At 73.4% G+C, this 16842-nt stretch carries 18 protein-coding genes and 1 pseudogene; 8 read left to right on the forward strand and 11 right to left on the reverse strand.

Annotated elements, in window-relative coordinates; all coding sequences use genetic code 11:
- Positions 1-63 precede the first annotated feature (63 nt).
- The gene (locus tag BFV98_RS16015; protein WP_071096918.1) at positions 64-1212 is read left to right on the forward strand and encodes an Mrp/NBP35 family ATP-binding protein; all 1149 of its coding nucleotides are present in this window, start codon (positions 64-66) and stop codon (positions 1210-1212) included.
- Between the two features lie 59 nt (positions 1213-1271).
- On the opposite strand, the gene BFV98_RS16020 is transcribed toward BFV98_RS16015, so the two are convergent.
- Positions 1272-1688, reverse strand: a complete 417-nt coding sequence (locus BFV98_RS16020) for a Sec-independent protein translocase TatB (protein WP_013283870.1) — start codon at positions 1686-1688, stop codon at positions 1272-1274.
- A gap of 72 nt (positions 1689-1760) precedes the next feature.
- Entirely contained in the window at positions 1761-3065 is a 1305-nt protein-coding gene (locus BFV98_RS16025; protein WP_176739741.1) for a S1C family serine protease, read from the reverse strand.
- A 212-nt stretch (positions 3066-3277) separates the two neighbouring features.
- Between BFV98_RS16025 and BFV98_RS16030 the strand changes: the two genes are divergently transcribed.
- The gene (locus BFV98_RS16030) at positions 3278-3928 is read left to right on the forward strand and encodes an O-methyltransferase (protein ID WP_083395284.1); all 651 of its coding nucleotides are present in this window, start codon (positions 3278-3280) and stop codon (positions 3926-3928) included.
- A gap of 32 nt (positions 3929-3960) precedes the next feature.
- On the opposite strand, the gene BFV98_RS16035 is transcribed toward BFV98_RS16030, so the two are convergent.
- On the reverse strand, positions 3961-5466 hold the full coding sequence (locus BFV98_RS16035) for a M17 family metallopeptidase (RefSeq protein ID WP_013473891.1): 1506 nt from the start codon (positions 5464-5466) through the stop codon (positions 3961-3963).
- A gap of 145 nt (positions 5467-5611) precedes the next feature.
- On the reverse strand, positions 5612-5779 hold the full coding sequence (locus BFV98_RS16040) for a DUF3117 domain-containing protein (RefSeq protein WP_013283866.1): 168 nt from the start codon (positions 5777-5779) through the stop codon (positions 5612-5614).
- A 190-nt stretch (positions 5780-5969) separates the two neighbouring features.
- On the opposite strand from BFV98_RS16040, the gene BFV98_RS16045 reads away from it, so the two are divergent.
- Both BFV98_RS16045 and BFV98_RS16050 read left to right on the forward strand, forming a co-directional pair.
- Entirely contained in the window at positions 5970-6788 is an 819-nt protein-coding gene (locus tag BFV98_RS16045) for a PaaX family transcriptional regulator C-terminal domain-containing protein (RefSeq protein WP_013283865.1), read from the forward strand.
- Positions 6789-6791: 3 nt separating this feature from the next.
- On the forward strand, positions 6792-7583 hold the full coding sequence (locus tag BFV98_RS16050; protein ID WP_013283864.1) for an enoyl-CoA hydratase/isomerase family protein: 792 nt from the start codon (positions 6792-6794) through the stop codon (positions 7581-7583).
- A 22-nt stretch (positions 7584-7605) separates the two neighbouring features.
- On the opposite strand, the gene BFV98_RS16055 is transcribed toward BFV98_RS16050, so the two are convergent.
- From BFV98_RS16055 to BFV98_RS32715, 5 genes and pseudogenes are all read right to left on the reverse strand, one after another.
- Positions 7606-8229 carry a hypothetical protein gene (locus BFV98_RS16055; protein ID WP_013283863.1) on the reverse strand — a complete coding sequence of 208 codons (624 nt, stop codon included), beginning with the start codon at positions 8227-8229 and terminating at the stop codon, positions 7606-7608.
- A gap of 36 nt (positions 8230-8265) precedes the next feature.
- Complete coding sequence (locus BFV98_RS16060; RefSeq protein ID WP_041784439.1) at positions 8266-8850, reverse strand: DNA-3-methyladenine glycosylase I; 585 nt, start codon at positions 8848-8850, stop codon at positions 8266-8268.
- 54 nt (positions 8851-8904) lie between these two features.
- Positions 8905-9405 (reverse strand): SRPBCC family protein, encoded by a 501-nt coding sequence (locus tag BFV98_RS16065; RefSeq protein ID WP_030273661.1) that lies wholly within the window; start codon positions 9403-9405, stop codon positions 8905-8907.
- A complete protein-coding gene (locus tag BFV98_RS32710) occupies positions 9402-9635 on the reverse strand; it encodes a hypothetical protein (RefSeq protein WP_255368133.1) in 234 nt (77 codons plus the stop codon). The genes BFV98_RS16065 and BFV98_RS32710 overlap by 4 nt, the downstream gene beginning before the upstream one ends.
- A gap of 38 nt (positions 9636-9673) precedes the next feature.
- Positions 9674-10042 (reverse strand): annotated as a pseudogene (locus tag BFV98_RS32715) (DivIVA domain-containing protein); the annotation flags it as partial.
- 152 nt (positions 10043-10194) lie between these two features.
- On the opposite strand from BFV98_RS32715, the gene folP reads away from it, so the two are divergent.
- A complete protein-coding gene (gene folP, locus BFV98_RS16075; RefSeq protein WP_013283859.1) occupies positions 10195-11064 on the forward strand; it encodes a dihydropteroate synthase in 870 nt (289 codons plus the stop codon).
- A gap of 18 nt (positions 11065-11082) precedes the next feature.
- On the opposite strand, the gene BFV98_RS16080 is transcribed toward folP, so the two are convergent.
- Positions 11083-11460, reverse strand: a complete 378-nt coding sequence (locus BFV98_RS16080; RefSeq protein ID WP_030273665.1) for an NADH-quinone oxidoreductase subunit A — start codon at positions 11458-11460, stop codon at positions 11083-11085.
- A 125-nt stretch (positions 11461-11585) separates the two neighbouring features.
- On the opposite strand from BFV98_RS16080, the gene BFV98_RS16085 reads away from it, so the two are divergent.
- The 3 genes from BFV98_RS16085 to BFV98_RS16095 all read left to right on the forward strand — a co-directional run bounded on the left by BFV98_RS16085 (position 11586) and on the right by BFV98_RS16095 (position 16081).
- A complete protein-coding gene (locus BFV98_RS16085; protein ID WP_071096919.1) occupies positions 11586-13010 on the forward strand; it encodes a hypothetical protein in 1425 nt (474 codons plus the stop codon).
- A 196-nt stretch (positions 13011-13206) separates the two neighbouring features.
- Entirely contained in the window at positions 13207-15054 is a 1848-nt protein-coding gene (locus BFV98_RS16090) for a 2-oxoacid:acceptor oxidoreductase subunit alpha (RefSeq protein WP_013283856.1), read from the forward strand.
- The gene (locus tag BFV98_RS16095; protein WP_013473885.1) at positions 15047-16081 is read left to right on the forward strand and encodes a 2-oxoacid:ferredoxin oxidoreductase subunit beta; all 1035 of its coding nucleotides are present in this window, start codon (positions 15047-15049) and stop codon (positions 16079-16081) included. The genes BFV98_RS16090 and BFV98_RS16095 overlap by 8 nt, the downstream gene beginning before the upstream one ends.
- Before the next feature lie 79 nt (positions 16082-16160).
- Here the strand turns inward: BFV98_RS16095 and BFV98_RS16100 are convergent, their stop codons facing one another.
- Positions 16161-16808: an FMN-dependent NADH-azoreductase gene (locus BFV98_RS16100; RefSeq protein ID WP_071096921.1), complete on the reverse strand. Its 648-nt coding sequence runs from the start codon at positions 16806-16808 to the stop codon at positions 16161-16163.
- Between the last annotated feature and the right edge of the window lie 34 nt (positions 16809-16842).

Raw genomic sequence — 16842 nt, forward strand, 5'->3', positions numbered from 1 at the left:
GAATCGCTCACACCGCCCCCGCCAGCGGCGGGGGCCGATGACCCGCGACGTAGCATTGCGGGCATGTCAGCACCCGTCAGCACCGTCTCCGACGCGATCCAGGCCGCCCTGGCCACCGTCAACGACCCGGAGATCCGCCGGCCGATCACCGAACTCGGCATGGTCCAGTCCGCCGAGCGTGGTGAGGACGGCGTGGTCCGGGTGGAGCTGCTGCTCACCGTGGCCGGCTGCCCGCTGAAGGACAAGCTGCGCAGTGACATCACCGCCGCCGTCGGCGCGGTACCGGGCGTGAGCGGTGTCGAGATCATCTTCGGTGTGATGAGCCCGGAGCAGCGTCAGGAGCTCCAGTCGAAGCTGCGCGGTGGCGGTGCCACCGCCGAGCCGGTGATCCCGTTCGCCCAGCCGGGCTCGCGGACCCGCGTCTACGCGGTCGCCAGCGGCAAGGGCGGTGTCGGCAAGTCCAGCGTCACAGTCAACCTGGCCGCCGCGCTGGCCTCGCGGGGCCTGTCGGTGGGCGTGGTGGACGCGGACATCTACGGCCACTCGGTGCCCCGGATGCTCGGCGCCGACGGCGCGCCGACCCGCGTCGAGGACATGATCATGCCGCCGCAGTCGCACGGCGTGAAGGTCATCTCGATCGGCATGTTCACCCCCGGCAACGCCGCTGTGGTCTGGCGCGGGCCGATGCTGCACCGGGCGCTTCAGCAGTTCCTCGCCGACGTCTACTGGGGTGACCTGGACGTCCTCCTGCTCGACCTGCCGCCGGGCACCGGCGACATCGCGATCTCGGTGGCCCAGTTGCTGCCGAACGCGGAGATCCTCGTGGTCACCACCCCGCAGGCGGCAGCCGCCGAGGTGGCCGAGCGGGCCGGTGCGATCTCGCTGCAGACCCACCAGCGGGTGGTCGGCGTGATCGAGAACATGTCCTGGCTGGAGATGCCGGACGGCTCCCGGATGGAGGTCTTCGGGTCCGGTGGTGGCGCGGCGGTGGCCGAGTCGCTGACCCGCACGATCGGCGCGCAGGTGCCGGTGCTGGGGCAGATCCCGCTGGACACGCGGGTACGCGAGGGCGGCGACGCCGGTCAGCCGATCGTGCTGGCGCAGCCGGACGCCCCTGCCGCGAAGGCGCTGTTCCAGGTCGCCGACCGCCTGGCCGTCCGCCGCGAGTCCCTGCTCGGCAAGCCCCTGGGCCTCAAGCCGGCCGGCCGCTGACCCTCACCCACCGCTCCCTTCCCACCGCCCCTTCCCGCCGCACGCGGGAGGGGGCGCGGTCAGGTGGCGTCGTCGTAGGACGGGCGGGGGGCCGGGGGCGCGGGGGTGGGGGTGCTGGTCGCGACCCTCGGGGTACGCAGATCGGCGGCCTTTGCCACGTCCTTCAGCTCGTCGTGCACGCCTGTGACGTCCGAGCGCAGGTTGTCGTACATGCTCTGGAGCGGCTTGCGGATCGCCTGCTCGTCGTCCTCGCTGAGCAGGTGCTTGCGGATGAACGCCTTGGGGTGCAGATCCTCCAGCTGGATGTCCGTACCCAGCTCGCGGCTCAGGTCACCGGTCGCGTTGCGCGCCATGTTGCGCAGGTTGCGGACCATCCGGAGGCCGTCGTTGATCACGTTGGGCAGCCGATCGCCGAAGATCAACAGCGCCAGGAGCAGCAGGACGCCGATCTCCCACCAGTTCAGGTTCTCGAACACCGCGGCCTCCTCGTCCGTGTGAGGGCAAGACTACGCACGTCAGGTGACCATCGGGGAGGGGGTGACGGGTCCTCACTTCGCATCCGCGGCGAGCGTCACCGACGCGTTCTGCCGCGACGACCCGCGCCGGTACTCGACTGTCACCACGGAACCGGGCGCGTACTTGCGCACGAGGGCCACCAGGTCGGTCGGATCGGTCATCGGATGGCCGTCCAGCCGGAGCACCACGTCCCCGGTACGCAGTCCGGCCGCCGCCGCCGGGCCGGCCGGCTCGACCGCGTTGAGGCGTACGCCGCCGCCGGTGGCGCCGGTGCCGCCGACCTGGGCGCCGATCACCGTACGCCGGGCCTTGCCGGTGCCGATGATGTCCTCGGTGATCCGCTTCGCCTGGTTGATCGGGATGGCGAAGGCGAGGCCGATGTTGCCGGCCTCCTGCCCGTCGGCCACCAGCGACTTGATCGTCGAGTTCACCCCGACCACCCGCCCGGCGCCGTCCACCAGCGGACCGCCGGAGTTGCCGTGGTTGACGGCGGCGTCGGTCTGGATCGCCGCGTAGTAGCGGGTCGGCCCGCCCGGCTCGCCGGCCTGCATCGTCCGGTCCAGCGCGCTCACGATGCCGGCGGTGACGGTGTTGGCGAGCGACAACGGCGACCCGATGGCGAGCACCGGGTCACCGACGGCGAGCGCGTCGGAGTCGCCGAACTGCACCGGGGTCAGCCCGCTGCGCGAGACCTTGATCACGGCGAGGTCCGACTCCGGATCCTGCCCGACCACGGTGCCTGCGGCGGTGCTGCCGTCGTTGAACACGACAGTGGCCTTGCCGGGGCCGTCGGCGACCACGTGGTCGTTGGTGACGATGTGACCCTCGCTGGTCACCACGAAGCCGGAGCCCTCGCTGGTGCCGCCGAGGCTGACCACCCGGATGGTGACCACGCTGGGCAGGACCCGCTCGGCCACCCCGGCCAGCGACTCGGGCTTGCGCTGGGCCAGCGCCGGGGCCTGCCCGGTCTGCGCACCGATCGTCGGCACGTCACCGCCGCGCAGGAAGGCGTACGTCAGGGCGCTGCCGAGAGAACCGGCCAGCAGCGCCGTGACCAGGGAGATCAGCACCACCTGGCGCAGCCCCGGCCGGGTCGGCAGGTCCGGGTCGGTGACCGGTTCCGGCTCCCCCGCACCGGACGCCGGGGCCGCCGGGATCACCACGGCGGCGGGCGCGTACGGATCCCGCCACGGGTCGGCCAGCGCGTCGGACCACCACGGCGACGTCGCCTGACCCGGGGCGTCCTGCGGCGGTCGTCCGGACGCCGGCCCACCCGGTGCCGGCGATCCGCCGGGCCGCCGCCAGTCCCAGCCGTCGGTCACGTCGGTGCCTCCCACTCCGTCCCGCTGGCCCCGCGCCGACGGCCGGCGGAGCCGGACGACAGTGACGCGCGGGACGCATCCAGGATTACACGGATGACGCGAACGGAGTCAGGGGTTGCCGTCCGTCAGCACTCCGCGGCGGACTCGCGGCTGCGCCGGTACCGGCCCGCCTCTACGCTCACAGTGCATACCGCCCCTCGCACCAGTCCGCCCCTCGGAGGTGTCCCATCGCCACGGTCGCCGGTCACGGCAGTTCGACGGCCCAGGCGCTCCACTTCGCCGAGTCTTTCGTCACCGAGGATCTCGTGCTGCGCACGGCCCGCGCCCTCGCCCACGAGGTGGGGGTGGAGGCGGTCACGCCCGGGTCGGGTGCCGCCCTGCGGCTGCTCGCCGCCGCCGGCAACGCCCGGGCCGTGGTGGAGATCGGCACCGGCACCGGGGTGAGCGGCGTGTGGCTGCTGCGCGGCATGCGCCCCGACGGCGTGCTCACCACGATCGACGTCGAGGTCGAATACCAGCGCATCGCCCGGCGGCTGTTCCAGGAGGCGGGCTTCCCGTCGGGGCGTACCCGGATCATCACCGGCCGGGCGCTCGACGTGCTGCCGCGGCTCGCGGACGGTGCCTACGACCTGGTCTTCGTGGACGCGGTGGCGACCGGCTTCGCCGCGTACGTGGACGCGGCGCTGCGGCTGCTGCGCCCCGGCGGCGTGCTCGCGCTCAACGGCGCGCTGGCGGCCGGCCGGATCGGCGACCCGGCCGCGCGGGACGTCGAGACGGTCACCGTACGGGAGACGATCAAGGCGATCCGCGAGTCGGAGAACTGGGTGCCCGCGCTGCTGCCGGTCGGCCACGGTCTGCTCGCCGCCGTCAAGGCCTGACCAGGCTGATCAGGCGTGCCCTGCACGCCTGATCAGCCCAGCGTCGCCAGCCAGCGCAGCAGCCCGCGCACACCCCAGCCGGTGGCGCCCTTGACCAGTTCGCCGTGCGTGTCGTCGGACCACGACGGCGCGGACATGTCCAGGTGCGCCCACCGGTCCCGCAGGTCGCCGGTGAACTCCCGCAGGAACAGCGCGGCGACCACCGAACCGGCGCCCTGCGCCGGGGAGCTGTGCAGGTCGGCGATCTCGCTGGCCAGATACTCCACGTAGTCGTCGGCCAGCGGCATCCGCCAGGCCCGCTCGCCGGCCGCGGTGATCGCGTCGAGCAGGCCGGCCGCGAGCGCGTCGTTCTCGCTGTAGAGCGCGGCGTGCCGCTTGCCCAGGGCGACGGCGTTCGCGCCGGTCAGCGTCGCCAGGTCGATCAGCAGGTCGGGCTTCAGCTCGCGGACCGCGTACGCCAGCGCGTCGGCGAGCACCAGCCGGCCCTCGGCGTCGGAGTTGGTGCTCTCGCTCGTCAGCCCGCCGTAGTGCCGGATCACGTCGCCGGGGCGGAACGCCGAGCCGCTGACCATGTTCTCGGCGAGCGGGGCGAGCGTGGTGACCCGGACCGGCAGGCGCAGTTCGGCGGCGCCGAGCGTCGCGGCGATCACGGCGGCGGCACCGGCCATGTCCTTGCGCATGAGCTTCATGGCCGGCACCGGCTTGATCGAGATGCCGCCGGTGTCGAACGTGATGCCCTTGCCGACGAGCACCACGTGGGTACGCGCGCCGTCGGGCCGCCAGTCCAGCTCCACCAGGCGCGGGCCGCTCGCGGAGCCGCCGCCGACGGCGAGGAGACCGCCGAAGCCCTCGGCCGCCAGTTCCTCCGGGCCGCGTACCCGCAGGTGCAGGCCGGGGCGCCCGGACGCGGCCTCGGCCACCTGCGCGGCGAACCACTCCGGGTTCTTGGTGGACGAGGGCATGTTGGTCAGGTCCCGGGCGAGCCGGGTCGTCTCGGCGGTGGCCCGGGCGGCGTCGAGCGTGCCGGCAAGAGCGTCCGGGTCGTCGACGAGCACCGACACCTCGGCCAGGACCGGACGCTTGCCGGCCTCGGTGAGACGGAATCGGTACGAGCCGAGCAGCAGCCCTTCGGCGAGGCCACGCAGCGCCGCCGTCGCCTCGCCGGGAAGTGCGATGGTGATCTGCGTCTCATCCTTCGCCGCGCGGGCCAGCGCCGCTCCGGCGGTGCGCCAGTCGCGCTCGTCGCCCTCGCCGACGCCCAGAAGCCACAGCCGCGCCGGGGAGCCACCGGGACGCAGGTGCTCGCGTACCTCGCCGGCCGCGCCGGTGAGCCGGGTGGCGGGCAGGACGGCTGCGGCCTCGGCAGGGACGTCGTCGCCGAGCGGCACGGCGGTCGGGACCAGGCGGGCCGTGGAGGCCGGCGAGACCGTGGGGTCCGGCGAGGCCAGGGAGTCCGGGGAGTCCGGCCCTCCGGGACGGACGGGCAGGACGAGAGCGTCGGGCCCTGCGGGCCCACTCACCAGACGAATGACCAGCACGCTGGACCGTACCTCCGAAATGGGTTGAACGGGCACATTCCCCCACGCAGCCGTCGAGGAAAGACCCTGAGCCACCGGGCATGCCGGTGGCTCAGGGTAGGACGAACCGCCCGCACGGCGGACGCCGTGCGGGACACTCCTCGAATCAGCCCGCGGCCGCCTTCAGCGCGTCACCGAGCGCGGTGGCCTCGTCGGGAGTCATCTCGACGACGAGCCGGCCACCACCCTCCAGCGGGACTCGCATGACGATGCCCCGGCCCTCCTTGGTGACTTCCAGCGGACCGTCGCCCGTCCGCGGCTTCATCGCCGCCATGTTGTCTCCCCTCAGACCTACACCAGGGTCGGTGAGTTGCCCCACAGCCACTTCGCCATCGCCATCCGCAACCATCGCGGAAGGCTCGACCAACGATTTTCCCTGATGAACACCGCCGGACCCAAACCGAAGCAGCATTGATGTAACAGCATCTAGCTTATCTTGGATAGGCCTGTCACAATGTGCGGTCATGCAGGCACGGTCGGCACTCTTCGACCTGTACGGCGACCACCTCCGGGCCCGGGGTGGCCGCGCACCGGTTGCCGCCCTGGTCAAGCTGCTCGCCCCGCTCGGGATCGCCCCACCGGCGGTACGCACCGCGGTCTCCCGGATGGTCCGTCAGGGCTGGCTGGAACCGCTCCGGCTCGCGTCCGGACCGGGATATTCGATCACCCCGAAGGCGGCACGTCGACTCGACGAGGCGGCGTCCCGGATCTACCGGACCGGACGGCACAGCTGGGACGGACGGTTCGATCTCCTGGTGCTCACCGCGCCCTCGTCCCGCCGGGACCGGCAGCGGCTCGCCGCGAACCTCGCCTTCCTCGGCTACGGCACGCTCGACGACTGCACCTGGGTGGCCACCCGCCCGGGTGAGGACGTCGACCTGCTGCTCGACGAGGCGGGCGTGCGCTACGAGCGGTTCACCGCAGCGCACGCGGCCGGCACCCCCGGCGCGATGGGCGTGGTCCGCCGCGCCTGGGACCTGGCCGAGATCGGGCGGGCGTACGAGCGGTTCGTCGCCGAGCAGAAGCCGCTGCTCTCCGGCGTCACTGTGCGCAGCAGCGACGAGGACGCGTACGCGGCCCGATTCCGGCTCGTGCACGCATGGCGTACGTTCCTGTTCCGGGATCCGCAACTGCCCCCGGCACTGCTGCCCGAGCGCTGGCCGGGCACCAGCGCGGCCAGCTTCTTCGACCGGCACGCGGCCCGGCTCCGGCCGGCCGCCGACCGGTACGTCGAGCAGTGCCTCGACACCGGCAACCGCCTCGCCCGACAGAAGGGTCGTTAGAACGTGACCGAGCCGCTGCTCGTCGACCGCACCGACGCCGTCGTCACCCTGACGCTGAACCGCCCGACGGCGATGAACTCGCTCGACGTGGCGCTCAAGGAGGCGCTCCGGGACACGCTGGCCGAGCTGGAGACCGACCGGTCCTGCCGGGCGGTCGTGCTCGCCGGCGCGGGCGGCTCGTTCAGCGCCGGGCAGGACCTGCGCGAGCACGTGCGGACGCTGGAGACCTCGGACGCCGACCCGCTGGCCACGGTCCGGGCGCACTACAACCCGATCGCCGCCCGGCTGGCCAACCTGCCCAAGCCGGTGGTCGCCGCGGTGCGCGGGATGGCCGCCGGGGCCGGCGCCTCGCTGGCGTTCCTGGCCGACTTCCGCATCGGCGGCCCGAAGACCCGGTTCCTGATGGCGTTCGCCGGGGTGGGCCTCGCCGCCGACACCGGCGCCTCCTGGACGCTGCCCCGCCTGGTCGGTCACGCCAAGGCCGTCGAGCTGCTGATGCTCGCCGAGCCGGTCGGCGCCGAGGAGGCCTGCCGGCTGGGCCTGCTGACCAAGCTGGTGGACGACGACGAGCAGGTGCTCCCGACCGCGCAGGAACTGGCCGCCCGGCTCGCCGCCGGCCCGACCGTCGCGTACGGGGCGATCAAGCGTCAGCTCTCCATCGCCGACGCGGGCACGCTCGCCGACGCGCTGGCCGCCGAGGCGCAGGCCCAGGCGATCTGCGGCGCCACCGCCGACCACCGGGCCGCCACGACGGCGTTCGTCGCCAAGCAGAAGCCGGTCTTCGAGGGACGCTGACCGCCCCGGTCGGCCCCGGAGGTCAGTCGTCCTCTTCCGGATCCTGGTTGGCCTCGACGCCGAGCACGAACGCCTGCATGGCCAGCTCGTCGCCGTACGGCGAGACGAACGCCGGCAGCTCCCGCGGGCCCAGCTCCTGCACGTAGGACCAGAAGATCCGCACCGCCTCGGCGCGCGACGCGGCCTCGATCGGCAGGTCCAGGCTGACCAGCCAGGTGCTGCGGGCGGGCGGCGGGCCGAGCCGGTCGGCCAACGACCGCCAGCGGGCCGGGTCGAGCGCCACGACCGGTCCGTCCGGCGCCGGGCCGTCGACCGGCACCGGCTCGTCGAGCACCCGCCGGGTGTACGTGACCACGAGCGACCCGGCCACCGCGTCGGACTGCGGATCGTCCGGGTCCTCCCGGGTCTCGGACGATGCGAGCGCGACCCGGCCGAGCGCGACCAGGCGCAGCGGCTCGTCGACGAGCACTGCCACCCGGTCACCGGGCCGGGGGCGGGCCGCCTCGGACAGCCCGGTCAGCTCCAGCGCGTCGTGGTGCACCAGCCGCTCGGCCTCGAAGCGCTCGGCGGGCAGCAGCACCGCCCAGGCTCCGGTCGTGGTCGCACCGTCTGTCGTCCCGCTCGTACGCGGCTCGGTGTCGGTCATGCCCCAATCCCATCACGCCGGAGGTGGCGCGCTCCGTCACACCCCGGCCCGGTCACCGCTCACGTGGCAGTCGGCCAGGTGGTCGTCGACCATGCCGGTGGCCTGCATCAGCGCGTAGGCGGTCGTGGGGCCGACGAACCGGAAGCCCCGCTTCTTGAGCGCCTTGGCCATCGCCACGGACTCCGGGCTGGTGGCCGGCACCTCGGCGAAGGACCGGGGACGCGCGGCCCGGGGCGGGGGCGCGAAGGACCAGAGCAGCGCGGAGAGGCCCTCGGGCAGCTCCGACGCGGCCCGGGCGTTTGCGATCGCCGCCTCGATCTTGGCCCGGTTGCGGACGATCCCCGCATCGGCCATCAGCCGGGTCACGTCGGCCTCGCCGTAGCGGGCCACCGACTCGATCCGGAAGCCGGCGAAGGCGTCCCGGAACGCCTGCCGTTTGCGCAGGATGGTCAGCCAGGACAGGCCGGACTGGAACGCCTCCAGCGTCAGCCGCTCGTAGAGCGCGTCGTCGCCGCGCAGCGGCCGGCCCCACTCCTCGTCGTGGTAGACGGCGTAGTCGGGGGTGCTCGCCCCCCACGCGCAGCGCGGCAGCCCGTCGGCGCCGGTCACCAGGTCAGTCACGGCGTCCACGATAGGCCGGGCCACCGACAGCCCCGCCGCGCCAACGACCGCCCGTCAGGGCAGGCGGCCCTGCTCGACCAGCCGGGCGAACTTCTTCAGCGCCTGGGTGAGGCTGAACTTCGAGCCGGGCCAGAGCACCGGCCACGCCACCCGGCCGGCCGCCCCGCCCGGCAGGTGGAACCACTCGTGCCAGACCACCTGCGTGCGGTCGCGGTCCATCGGGGTGCAGCGCAGCACGCCGGGGCCGCGCAGCAGTTTGCCGCAGTGCACCACGCCGACCTCGTAGGGCGCGTCGACCCGGACCACACGCATCTCGTCGCGGAGCACGGCCGGGCCGAGCGCGGTGACCGCCTCGACCAGGCTCCCCTCGCCGCCGTCGCCCTCGACCACCCGCACCCGGGTCAGCGGGATCCAGTCCGACTGCCGCTCCCATGCGGTGAGCGCGGCGAACACCCGGTCGGCCGGGGCCTCGACGATCACCGTGGCGGTGACCTCGGCGGCGCCTCGGCGGGACGCCTCGGTGAAGTCGTCGGCCGGCCGGCCGGCGCCGGTCACGCCGACTCCGAGCGGACCACCGAACCGCGCTCCCGGTCGTCGTCGGCCGGACCGGCCGCGATCCCGTTCGCCGGGGAGACGGTGTCCTCGGTCGCCGCCGCGGCGGGGGCCTCCGCCACGCCCGCCTCGGCCGGGGCGCGTCCGGCCCGGCCGTCGGCGTCGGTGCGGCCAGGCTGCCCGTCGGTGTCGGTCCGGGCCGGCGGCTCGGGCGCGGACAGGTCGATCACCACCGGCTCGGGGTGGACGGGTCGGGTGCCTGCTCGGTCTCGGGACGGGTCGCGGCGGCCTCCTCGCGCGCCCGGCGCAGCGCGTCGGCGTCCTCGGTACGCCCGTCCCGCAGGGCCGCGTTCTCCGCCTCCAGGACGCCGATCAGCTCGGTCTTGTAGCCGATGTCGTACGCCGCCCGGCGCAGCGCCGCGTCGACCTGGCTCATCCGGTAGCCGCGCAGCGCCGTGTCGAACCGGACGTCGGACACGTCCGACTCGTCGAGCGGACGGCTGCCGGGCAGGGGCACGGCCCGCCCGTCCGGCTCGGCCGGCGTGAGGCCCGGATCCTTGCCGGAGACGAGCACCGTCACCCCGAACACCACAGCCGCGACGGTCAGCGCGACGACCAAGAGGAGCAGAACCTCACCCATGCACAGATCGTGGCATGCGGGCCGGGATCGGGCGAGCCCTCCGGGACGTCCGGTCGGTAAATGCGTCCGGCGCACGGGACCGGCACGGGTGGCGCGGGCGGGACCGGATAGCGTCGGACCGGCCGGTGCGGTCCGGCGGCGAGGAGGCGGGCATGACCGGGGCGTTGCGGCTGGGCGGACGGGCGTTCGGCCCCGGTGAGCTGGTGGTGATGGCGATCGTCAACCGCACCCCGGACTCGTTCTTCGACCGCGGCGCCACCTTCGCCCAGGACAGCGCGCTTCGCGCGGTGGAACGCGCGGTGGACGAGGGCGCCGAGATCATCGACATCGGCGGGGTGAAGGCCGGGCCGGGCGACGAGGTGGACGTGGCCGAGGAGATCCGCCGGACGGTGGACACCATCGCGGCGGTCCGGTCCGCCTTCCCGGACGTGGTCGTCTCCATCGACACCTGGCGTGCCGAGGTGGCCGTGGAGGCGGTCGCGGCCGGTGCGGACCTGCTCAACGACACCTGGTCGGGGGCGGACCCGGCGCTGGCCCGGGTCGCCGCGGCGACCGGCGCCGGGCTGGTCTGCTCGCACGCGGGAGGGCTCGCCCCGCGTACCCGGCCGCACCGGGCCGCCTTCGACGACGTGGTGGCCGACGTGGTCGGCACCGTGACCGGGCTGGCCGAGCGCGCGGTCGGGCTGGGTGTGCGCCGGGACGGCATCCTGATCGACCCGGCGCACGACTTCGGCAAGAACACCCGGCACTCGCTGGAGATCACCAGGCGGCTGGCGGAGCTGACCGACACCGGCTGGCCGCTGCTGGTGGCCCTGTCGAACAAGGACTTCATCGGCGAGACGCTCGACCTGCCGGTGCCCGAGCGGCTGGAGGGGACGCTCGCCGCCACGGCGGTCTCGGCCTGGCTCGGCGCCCGGGTGTTCCGCGCCCACCAGGTCCGCGAGACCCGCCGGGTGCTGGACATGGTGGCGTCGATCCGGGGCGACCGGCCGCCGGCGGTGACCCGCCGCGGGCTGGCCTGACGGGCCGGTCCGGGCGCGTCAGGTCCAGCGCAGGACGCCGCGCCGCCACGCGTAGAGGATGCCGAGCGCGACGATCGCCACGAAGACGCCCATCTCCACGACTGTGGTGGCGCCGAAGCCGGGCCGGTCGAAGACCAGCGCCCACGGGAACAGGAACACCGCCTCGACCGCGAAGAGCACGTAGAGATACGCGTAGACGTAGTACCGGATCTGCATCTGGGCCCAGTCGCCGCCGACCGGGTCGAGACCGCACTCGTACGAGGCCCGCTTGCCCCACGGCTCGGCCGGACGGCTCGGACGTAACACCCGGTTCGCCGAGAACGCCGTCACGAAGAAGAGCACGGCGGCGAGCAGCAGCAGACCGAGCGTGGCGTACGAGCCGAGATATCCGGTCACGACCGGAGCGTACCGGTCCCGTCCAGATGTCCCGGACACGTTACGAATTCGTTTCCTCGCAGGACTAGTGCTTGATGGCAAGTATCACCGAATAATGGGATCTCATTGATCGTCCCGGAGGACAGATGGCCCGCCCCCGCGTTGCGCCCGTTCGGCGGGTCGCGCTCCGCCGTACCCTCGCGCTGCTGGCGCCCGCGCTCGTCGCGGCGCTGGTGGCGGTGGCGCCGGCCGGGGCCGACGCTCACCCGGGGCCGACCGCCGCGCTCCGGCTGATCGAGCCGGTGGAGCCGGGCGGCGAGCCCGGCGGTGAGCCCGGCGGCGAGCCGACCGAGCCCGCGCCCACCGGCGAGCCCACGACCACCGCGACGGCCCCACCGCCCACCGAGCCACCGCCGCCGGCCACCACGCCCCCGGCGCCGGTCACCACCTCGCCGGCCCCGCCGACGAGCGCGCCCGCCGAACCGGCGCCGACCACCGCCGCGCCGGCCACCACGGCACCGGCACCCCCGCCGGTCGTGCCGCCGGTCAAGACCCCGCCGCCACCGCCGGCGCAGCCGGCCGGCGGGCCCCTGGGGGTACGCGTGAACACCGACGACGTGGTCCTCCCGCCGGCCTACTGGAACGCCGACGCCACGGTGGCCACGCTGCGGGTGACGGTGACCAACACCGGCGGGCGGGCGGAGCGGATCAGCCTGGGCTACACGCTGCCGCCCGGCCTGACCGACGCGGGCACCCCGGGCTGCGAACCCTCCGGCGGCGGCAACCACAGCTGCATCGGGTGGGACGCGGAGCCGGGCGCCCGGTTCAGCGCGACCATCCGGGTCCGGGTCGACGGCGACGCCTGGCGGACCATGCCGCTGGCCGGATCGGTCCAGGTCACCGCCGTCGCGCCCGGTGTGACCGGCGCGGCGTACGACGACGAGGGCTTCGCGGTGCTGTTCCCGCCCGGGCCGCCGGTGCCCGGCATCTCGCTGCGCGCCGACGAGGTGCTGTTCGACATCAGCGGCGCCCCCAGCACGCTCACCGTCCGGCTGGGCAACACCGGCAAGGTCGACGCGGCGGGCCGGATCGAGGTGCTCCTGCCCGAAGGGGTGACGGTGGCCGGCACCGAGAGCGGCTGCGCCCCGGTGTCGGCCGACCGGACCCGCTGCGAACTGGGCACGCTGGCGGCCGGGCGGACCGCGACCGTACGGCTGACGCTGGCGGCCTCGGCGGAGGCGCAGCGACGGGCGCCCCTGTCCGGCGCGGTGATCGGCCGGCTCGACCCGCGTAGCGGGCGCGACCGGCAGGTGCAGATGAGCTTCCGGATCAGCGCGGCGGCGGCGGCGGACGCCGTCCCGCCCGGCGGGGCGCCGGCCCCGACCGGCTCGCAGGGCGTGCTCGTCGCCGCCGGCGAACGGGACGGCGACGACACCTCGGTCCGGGGGACCGCCGTCGCGTTGATCGCCGTGTCCGGTCTCCTGGTCGTGCTCGCACTGACTCTGGCGACCCGTTCGCTGCGCCGCCGCAGTGACATCACCGTGCCGGAGCGTCCGATCACCGACCGGTGATCATGGATATGTGGTGATCTGGGTTACGGGCCCAGGTACTAAACGCTGCAAAGCAGGGCATACAGCGGCCCGATCCAGTCCCATACGTCGGACCTCGACCAAGGTGGCCCTAACGTGGCGACGTAGGCTCTGACGTGAGAATCGGAGCGGGCCGGGCCGGCGAGGGCGACGGCGCTCAGTTAAGCGAGGTGCGGGTGTGACCAAGCAGATCCGTCAGCTGGACCGGGTGGTCATCCGGTTCGCCGGTGACTCCGGCGACGGCATGCAGCTCACCGGCGACCGGTTCACCTCGGAGACGGCGCAACTGGGCAACGACATCTCCACGTTGCCCAACTTCCCCGCCGAGATCCGCGCTCCCGCCGGGACTCTGCCCGGCGTGTCGAGCTTCCAGGTGCACTTCGCCGACTACGACATCCTGACCCCGGGTGACGCGCCGAACGTGCTGGTGGCGATGAACCCGGCCGCGCTGAAGGCCAACCTGGCCGACCTGCCGCGCGGGGCCGACATCATCGTCAACACCGACGAGTTCACCCGGCGCAACCTGGCGAAGGTCGGCTACGCGGCCAGCCCGCTCGACGACGACTCGCTCGCCGGGTACGCGGTGCACCCGGTGGCGCTCACCTCGATGACGATCGGCGCGCTGGCCGAGCACGACGTGTCCAAGAAGGACGCCGAGCGGGCCAAGAACATGTTCGCGCTCGGGCTGCTGAGCTGGATGTACTCCCGTCCGTACGAGTCCACGCTGCGCTTCCTGGAGCGCAAGTTCGCGGCCCGCCCCGAGCTGGTGGCGGCGAACGTGGCCGCGTTCCGGGCCGGCTGGAACTTCGGCGAGACCACCGAGGACTTCTCCGTCCGGTACGAGGTCAAGCCCGCCAAGATGCTGCCGGGCACCTACCGGAACATCACCGGCAACGCGGCGCTGTCGCTGGGCCTGGTCGCCGCCGGGGTGCGCTCCGGGCTGCCGGTGTTCCTCGGCGCGTACCCGATCACGCCGGCCTCGGACATCCTGCACGAGCTGAGCAAGCACAAGAAGTTCGGCGTGGTCACCATGCAGGCCGAGGACGAGATCGCCGCGGTCGGTGCGGCGCTCGGCGCGTCGTACGGCGGCTCACTCGGCGTGACCACCACGAGCGGTCCGGGTGTGGCGCTCAAGAGCGAGACGATCTCCCTGGCGGTGGCGCTGGAACTGCCGCTGGTCATCGTCGACGTGCAGCGGGCCGGGCCGTCCACCGGCATGCCCACCAAGACCGAGCAGGCCGACCTGAACATGGCCCTGTACGGCCGGCACGGCGAGGCGCCGGTCGCGGTGATCGCGCCGAAGTCGCCGTCGGACTGCTTCCACGCGGCGCTGGAGGCGGCCCGGATCGCGCTGACCTACCGCACCCCGGTGATCCTGCTGTCGGACAACTACGTCGCCAACGGCTCCGAGCCGTGGCTGCTGCCCGACGTGGAGTCGCTGCCCGACCTGCGGGTCGAGTTCGCCACCGAGCCCAACGGCGAGGACGGCACCACGTTCCTGCCGTACCTGCGGGATCCGCAGACGCTGGCCCGCCCGTGGGCGGTGCCCGGCACAGCCGGTCTGGAGCACCGGATCGGCGGCCTGGAGAAGGCCGACAAGACCGGCGACATCTCGTACGACCCGGCGAACCACGACTTCATGGTGCGGACCCGGGCGGCCCGCATCGAGACCATCCCGGTGCCGGACGTCGAGGTGGAGGACCCGGACGGCGACGCCCGGGTGCTGGTGCTGGGCTGGGGCTCGACGTACGGGCCGATCGGCGCCGCCTGCCGTGGCCTGCGCCAGCGCGGGCTCTCGGTGGCCCAGGCCCACCTGCGGCACCTGGCCCCGATGCCGGCGAACCTCGGCGAGGTGCTGGGCCGCTACGACAAGGTGGTCGTACCGGAGATGAACCTCGGCCAGCTCGCCCACGTGATCCGGGCGAAGTACCTGGTCGACGCGATCGGCTACAACCAGGTCCGCGGCCTGCCGTTCACGGCCGCCGAGCTGGAGACGATGCTGGAAGAGGTCCTGAAGAATGCCTGAGCCCGTCGCCCTCAAGCTCACCGCCAAGGACTTCAAGTCCGACCAGGAGGTGCGCTGGTGCCCCGGTTGCGGTGACTACGCCATCCTGGCGGCCGTACAGGGCTTCATGCCGGAGCTGAACATCCCCCGGGAGAACATCGTCTTCGTCTCGGGCATCGGCTGCTCGTCGCGCTTCCCGTACTACATGAACACGTACGGGATGCACTCGATCCACGGCCGCGCCCCGGCGATCGCCACCGGCCTGTCGGTGTCCCGGCCGGACCTGTCGGTCTGGGTGGTCACCGGTGACGGCGACGCGCTCTCCATCGGCGGCAACCACCTGATCCACGCGCTGCGCCGCAACGTGAACCTCAAGATCCTGCTGTTCAACAACCGGATCTACGGGCTGACCAAGGGCCAGTACTCGCCCACCTCCGAGGTCGGCAAGATCACCAAGTCGACGCCGGTCGGCTCGGCGGACGCCCCGTTCAACCCGCTGTCGCTGGCGCTCGGCGCCGAGGCGACGTTCGTGGCCCGGACGATCGACTCGGACCGCAAGCACCTCCAGTCGGTGCTGCGGGCCGCCGCCCAGCACGAGGGTTCGGCGTTCGTGGAGATCTACCAGAACTGCAACATCTTCAACGACGGCGCGTTCGACCCGCTGAAGGAGCCGGCCACCCGGGACGACTTCCTGATCCGGCTGGAGCACGGGCAGCCGATCACGTTCGGCAAGGACGGGCAGTTCTGCGTCGTCCACCCGCCCGGTGGCTTCGGGCTGGAGGTCCGGGAGACCGCGAACACGCCGGCCGAGGAGATCGTCGTGCACGACGCGGGCGTGGCCGACCCCGCGTACGCGTTCGCGCTGTCCCGCCTGCCCGGCCTGGACCTGAGCAACACCCCGATCGGGGTGTTCCGGTCGGTGGACCGTCCCTCCTACGACAGCGTGGTGCAGGAGCAGGTCGCGGCCGCCAAGGCCACCGTCGACCAGACCCCGGAGCAGCAGCTCTCCGCGCTGCTCGGCAGCGGCGACACCTGGACGATCCTCTGATCCGCCGCTGACCCGTCATGCGAGAGGGCGGGCCGTTCCCCCGCGGAACGGCCCGCCCTTCGCGTGTGTGCCGGCTCGGTCAGGCGGCCGCCGAGGCGGGCACCCACAGCTCGTTGACGGCCCGCTCGGCCGCGGCGAGGCTCTGCTCGAACAGCGGGATCAGCTCGGCCATCGCCGGGTTGACCGGGGCCAGGGTCAGCTCGGCGCAGATGAACCGCGGCTCCAGGCCGGTCAGGGACAGGCCGTGCGGCAGCCACGGCTCGGCGTGGTCCCAGCCCTCCCGCGGGGTGCCCGCGCCGTACCCGCCGCCGCGGCTGACCAGGACGACGAACTGGCGGTCGCCGAGCAGCCCGGCGTTCGTGACCGGGTCGTACGCGATGCCGGGGGCGATCAGGTGGTCGACCCAGGACTTCACGCTGCTGGGCGGGCCGTAGTTGTAGAGCGGGAGCCCGAGCAGGACCGTGTCGGCCCGCTTCACCTCGGCCACGACCTCCTCGGTCAGCCGCCAGGACGCCTGCTGCTCGGGCGTGTGCTGATCCGGCGGGACCATGCGCGCGAGGCCGCTCGCCGTGTCGAGGTGCGGAAGCGGGTTCTGACCCAGGTCGCGGTAGGTGACGGTGCCGTCCGGATGGGCGGCGCGCCACGCGGCGGCGGCGCGGGCGGTGAGCCGCCGGCTGACCGAACGCTCCCCGGTGATGCTCGAGTCGATGTGCAACAGGTGAGCCATTTCTTCCTCCTCCATCGATCGTTCGTGTAGGACC

The organism is Micromonospora sp. WMMB235 (assembly GCF_001855515.1).
GTDB lineage: Bacteria > Actinomycetota > Actinomycetes > Mycobacteriales > Micromonosporaceae > Micromonospora > Micromonospora aurantiaca.

What these genes read in the sequence shown, in the direction of transcription:
- BFV98_RS16095 (WP_013473885.1), top strand. Translation starts at nt 15,047, where the DNA reads ATGCCTGAGCCCGTCGCCCTCAAGCTCACCGCCAAGGACTTCAAGTCC.
- BFV98_RS16085 (WP_071096919.1), top strand. Translation starts at nt 11,586, where the DNA reads ATGGCCCGCCCCCGCGTTGCGCCCGTTCGGCGGGTCGCGCTCCGCCGT.
- BFV98_RS16055 (WP_013283863.1), bottom strand. Translation starts at nt 8,229, where the DNA reads ATGACCGACACCGAGCCGCGTACGAGCGGGACGACAGACGGTGCGACC.
- folP (WP_013283859.1), top strand. Translation starts at nt 10,195, where the DNA reads ATGACCGGGGCGTTGCGGCTGGGCGGACGGGCGTTCGGCCCCGGTGAG.
- BFV98_RS16045 (WP_013283865.1), top strand. Translation starts at nt 5,970, where the DNA reads ATGCAGGCACGGTCGGCACTCTTCGACCTGTACGGCGACCACCTCCGG.
- BFV98_RS16040 (WP_013283866.1), bottom strand. Translation starts at nt 5,779, where the DNA reads ATGGCGGCGATGAAGCCGCGGACGGGCGACGGTCCGCTGGAAGTCACC.
- BFV98_RS16100 (WP_071096921.1), bottom strand. Translation starts at nt 16,808, where the DNA reads ATGGCTCACCTGTTGCACATCGACTCGAGCATCACCGGGGAGCGTTCG.
- BFV98_RS16015 (WP_071096918.1), top strand. Translation starts at nt 64, where the DNA reads ATGTCAGCACCCGTCAGCACCGTCTCCGACGCGATCCAGGCCGCCCTG.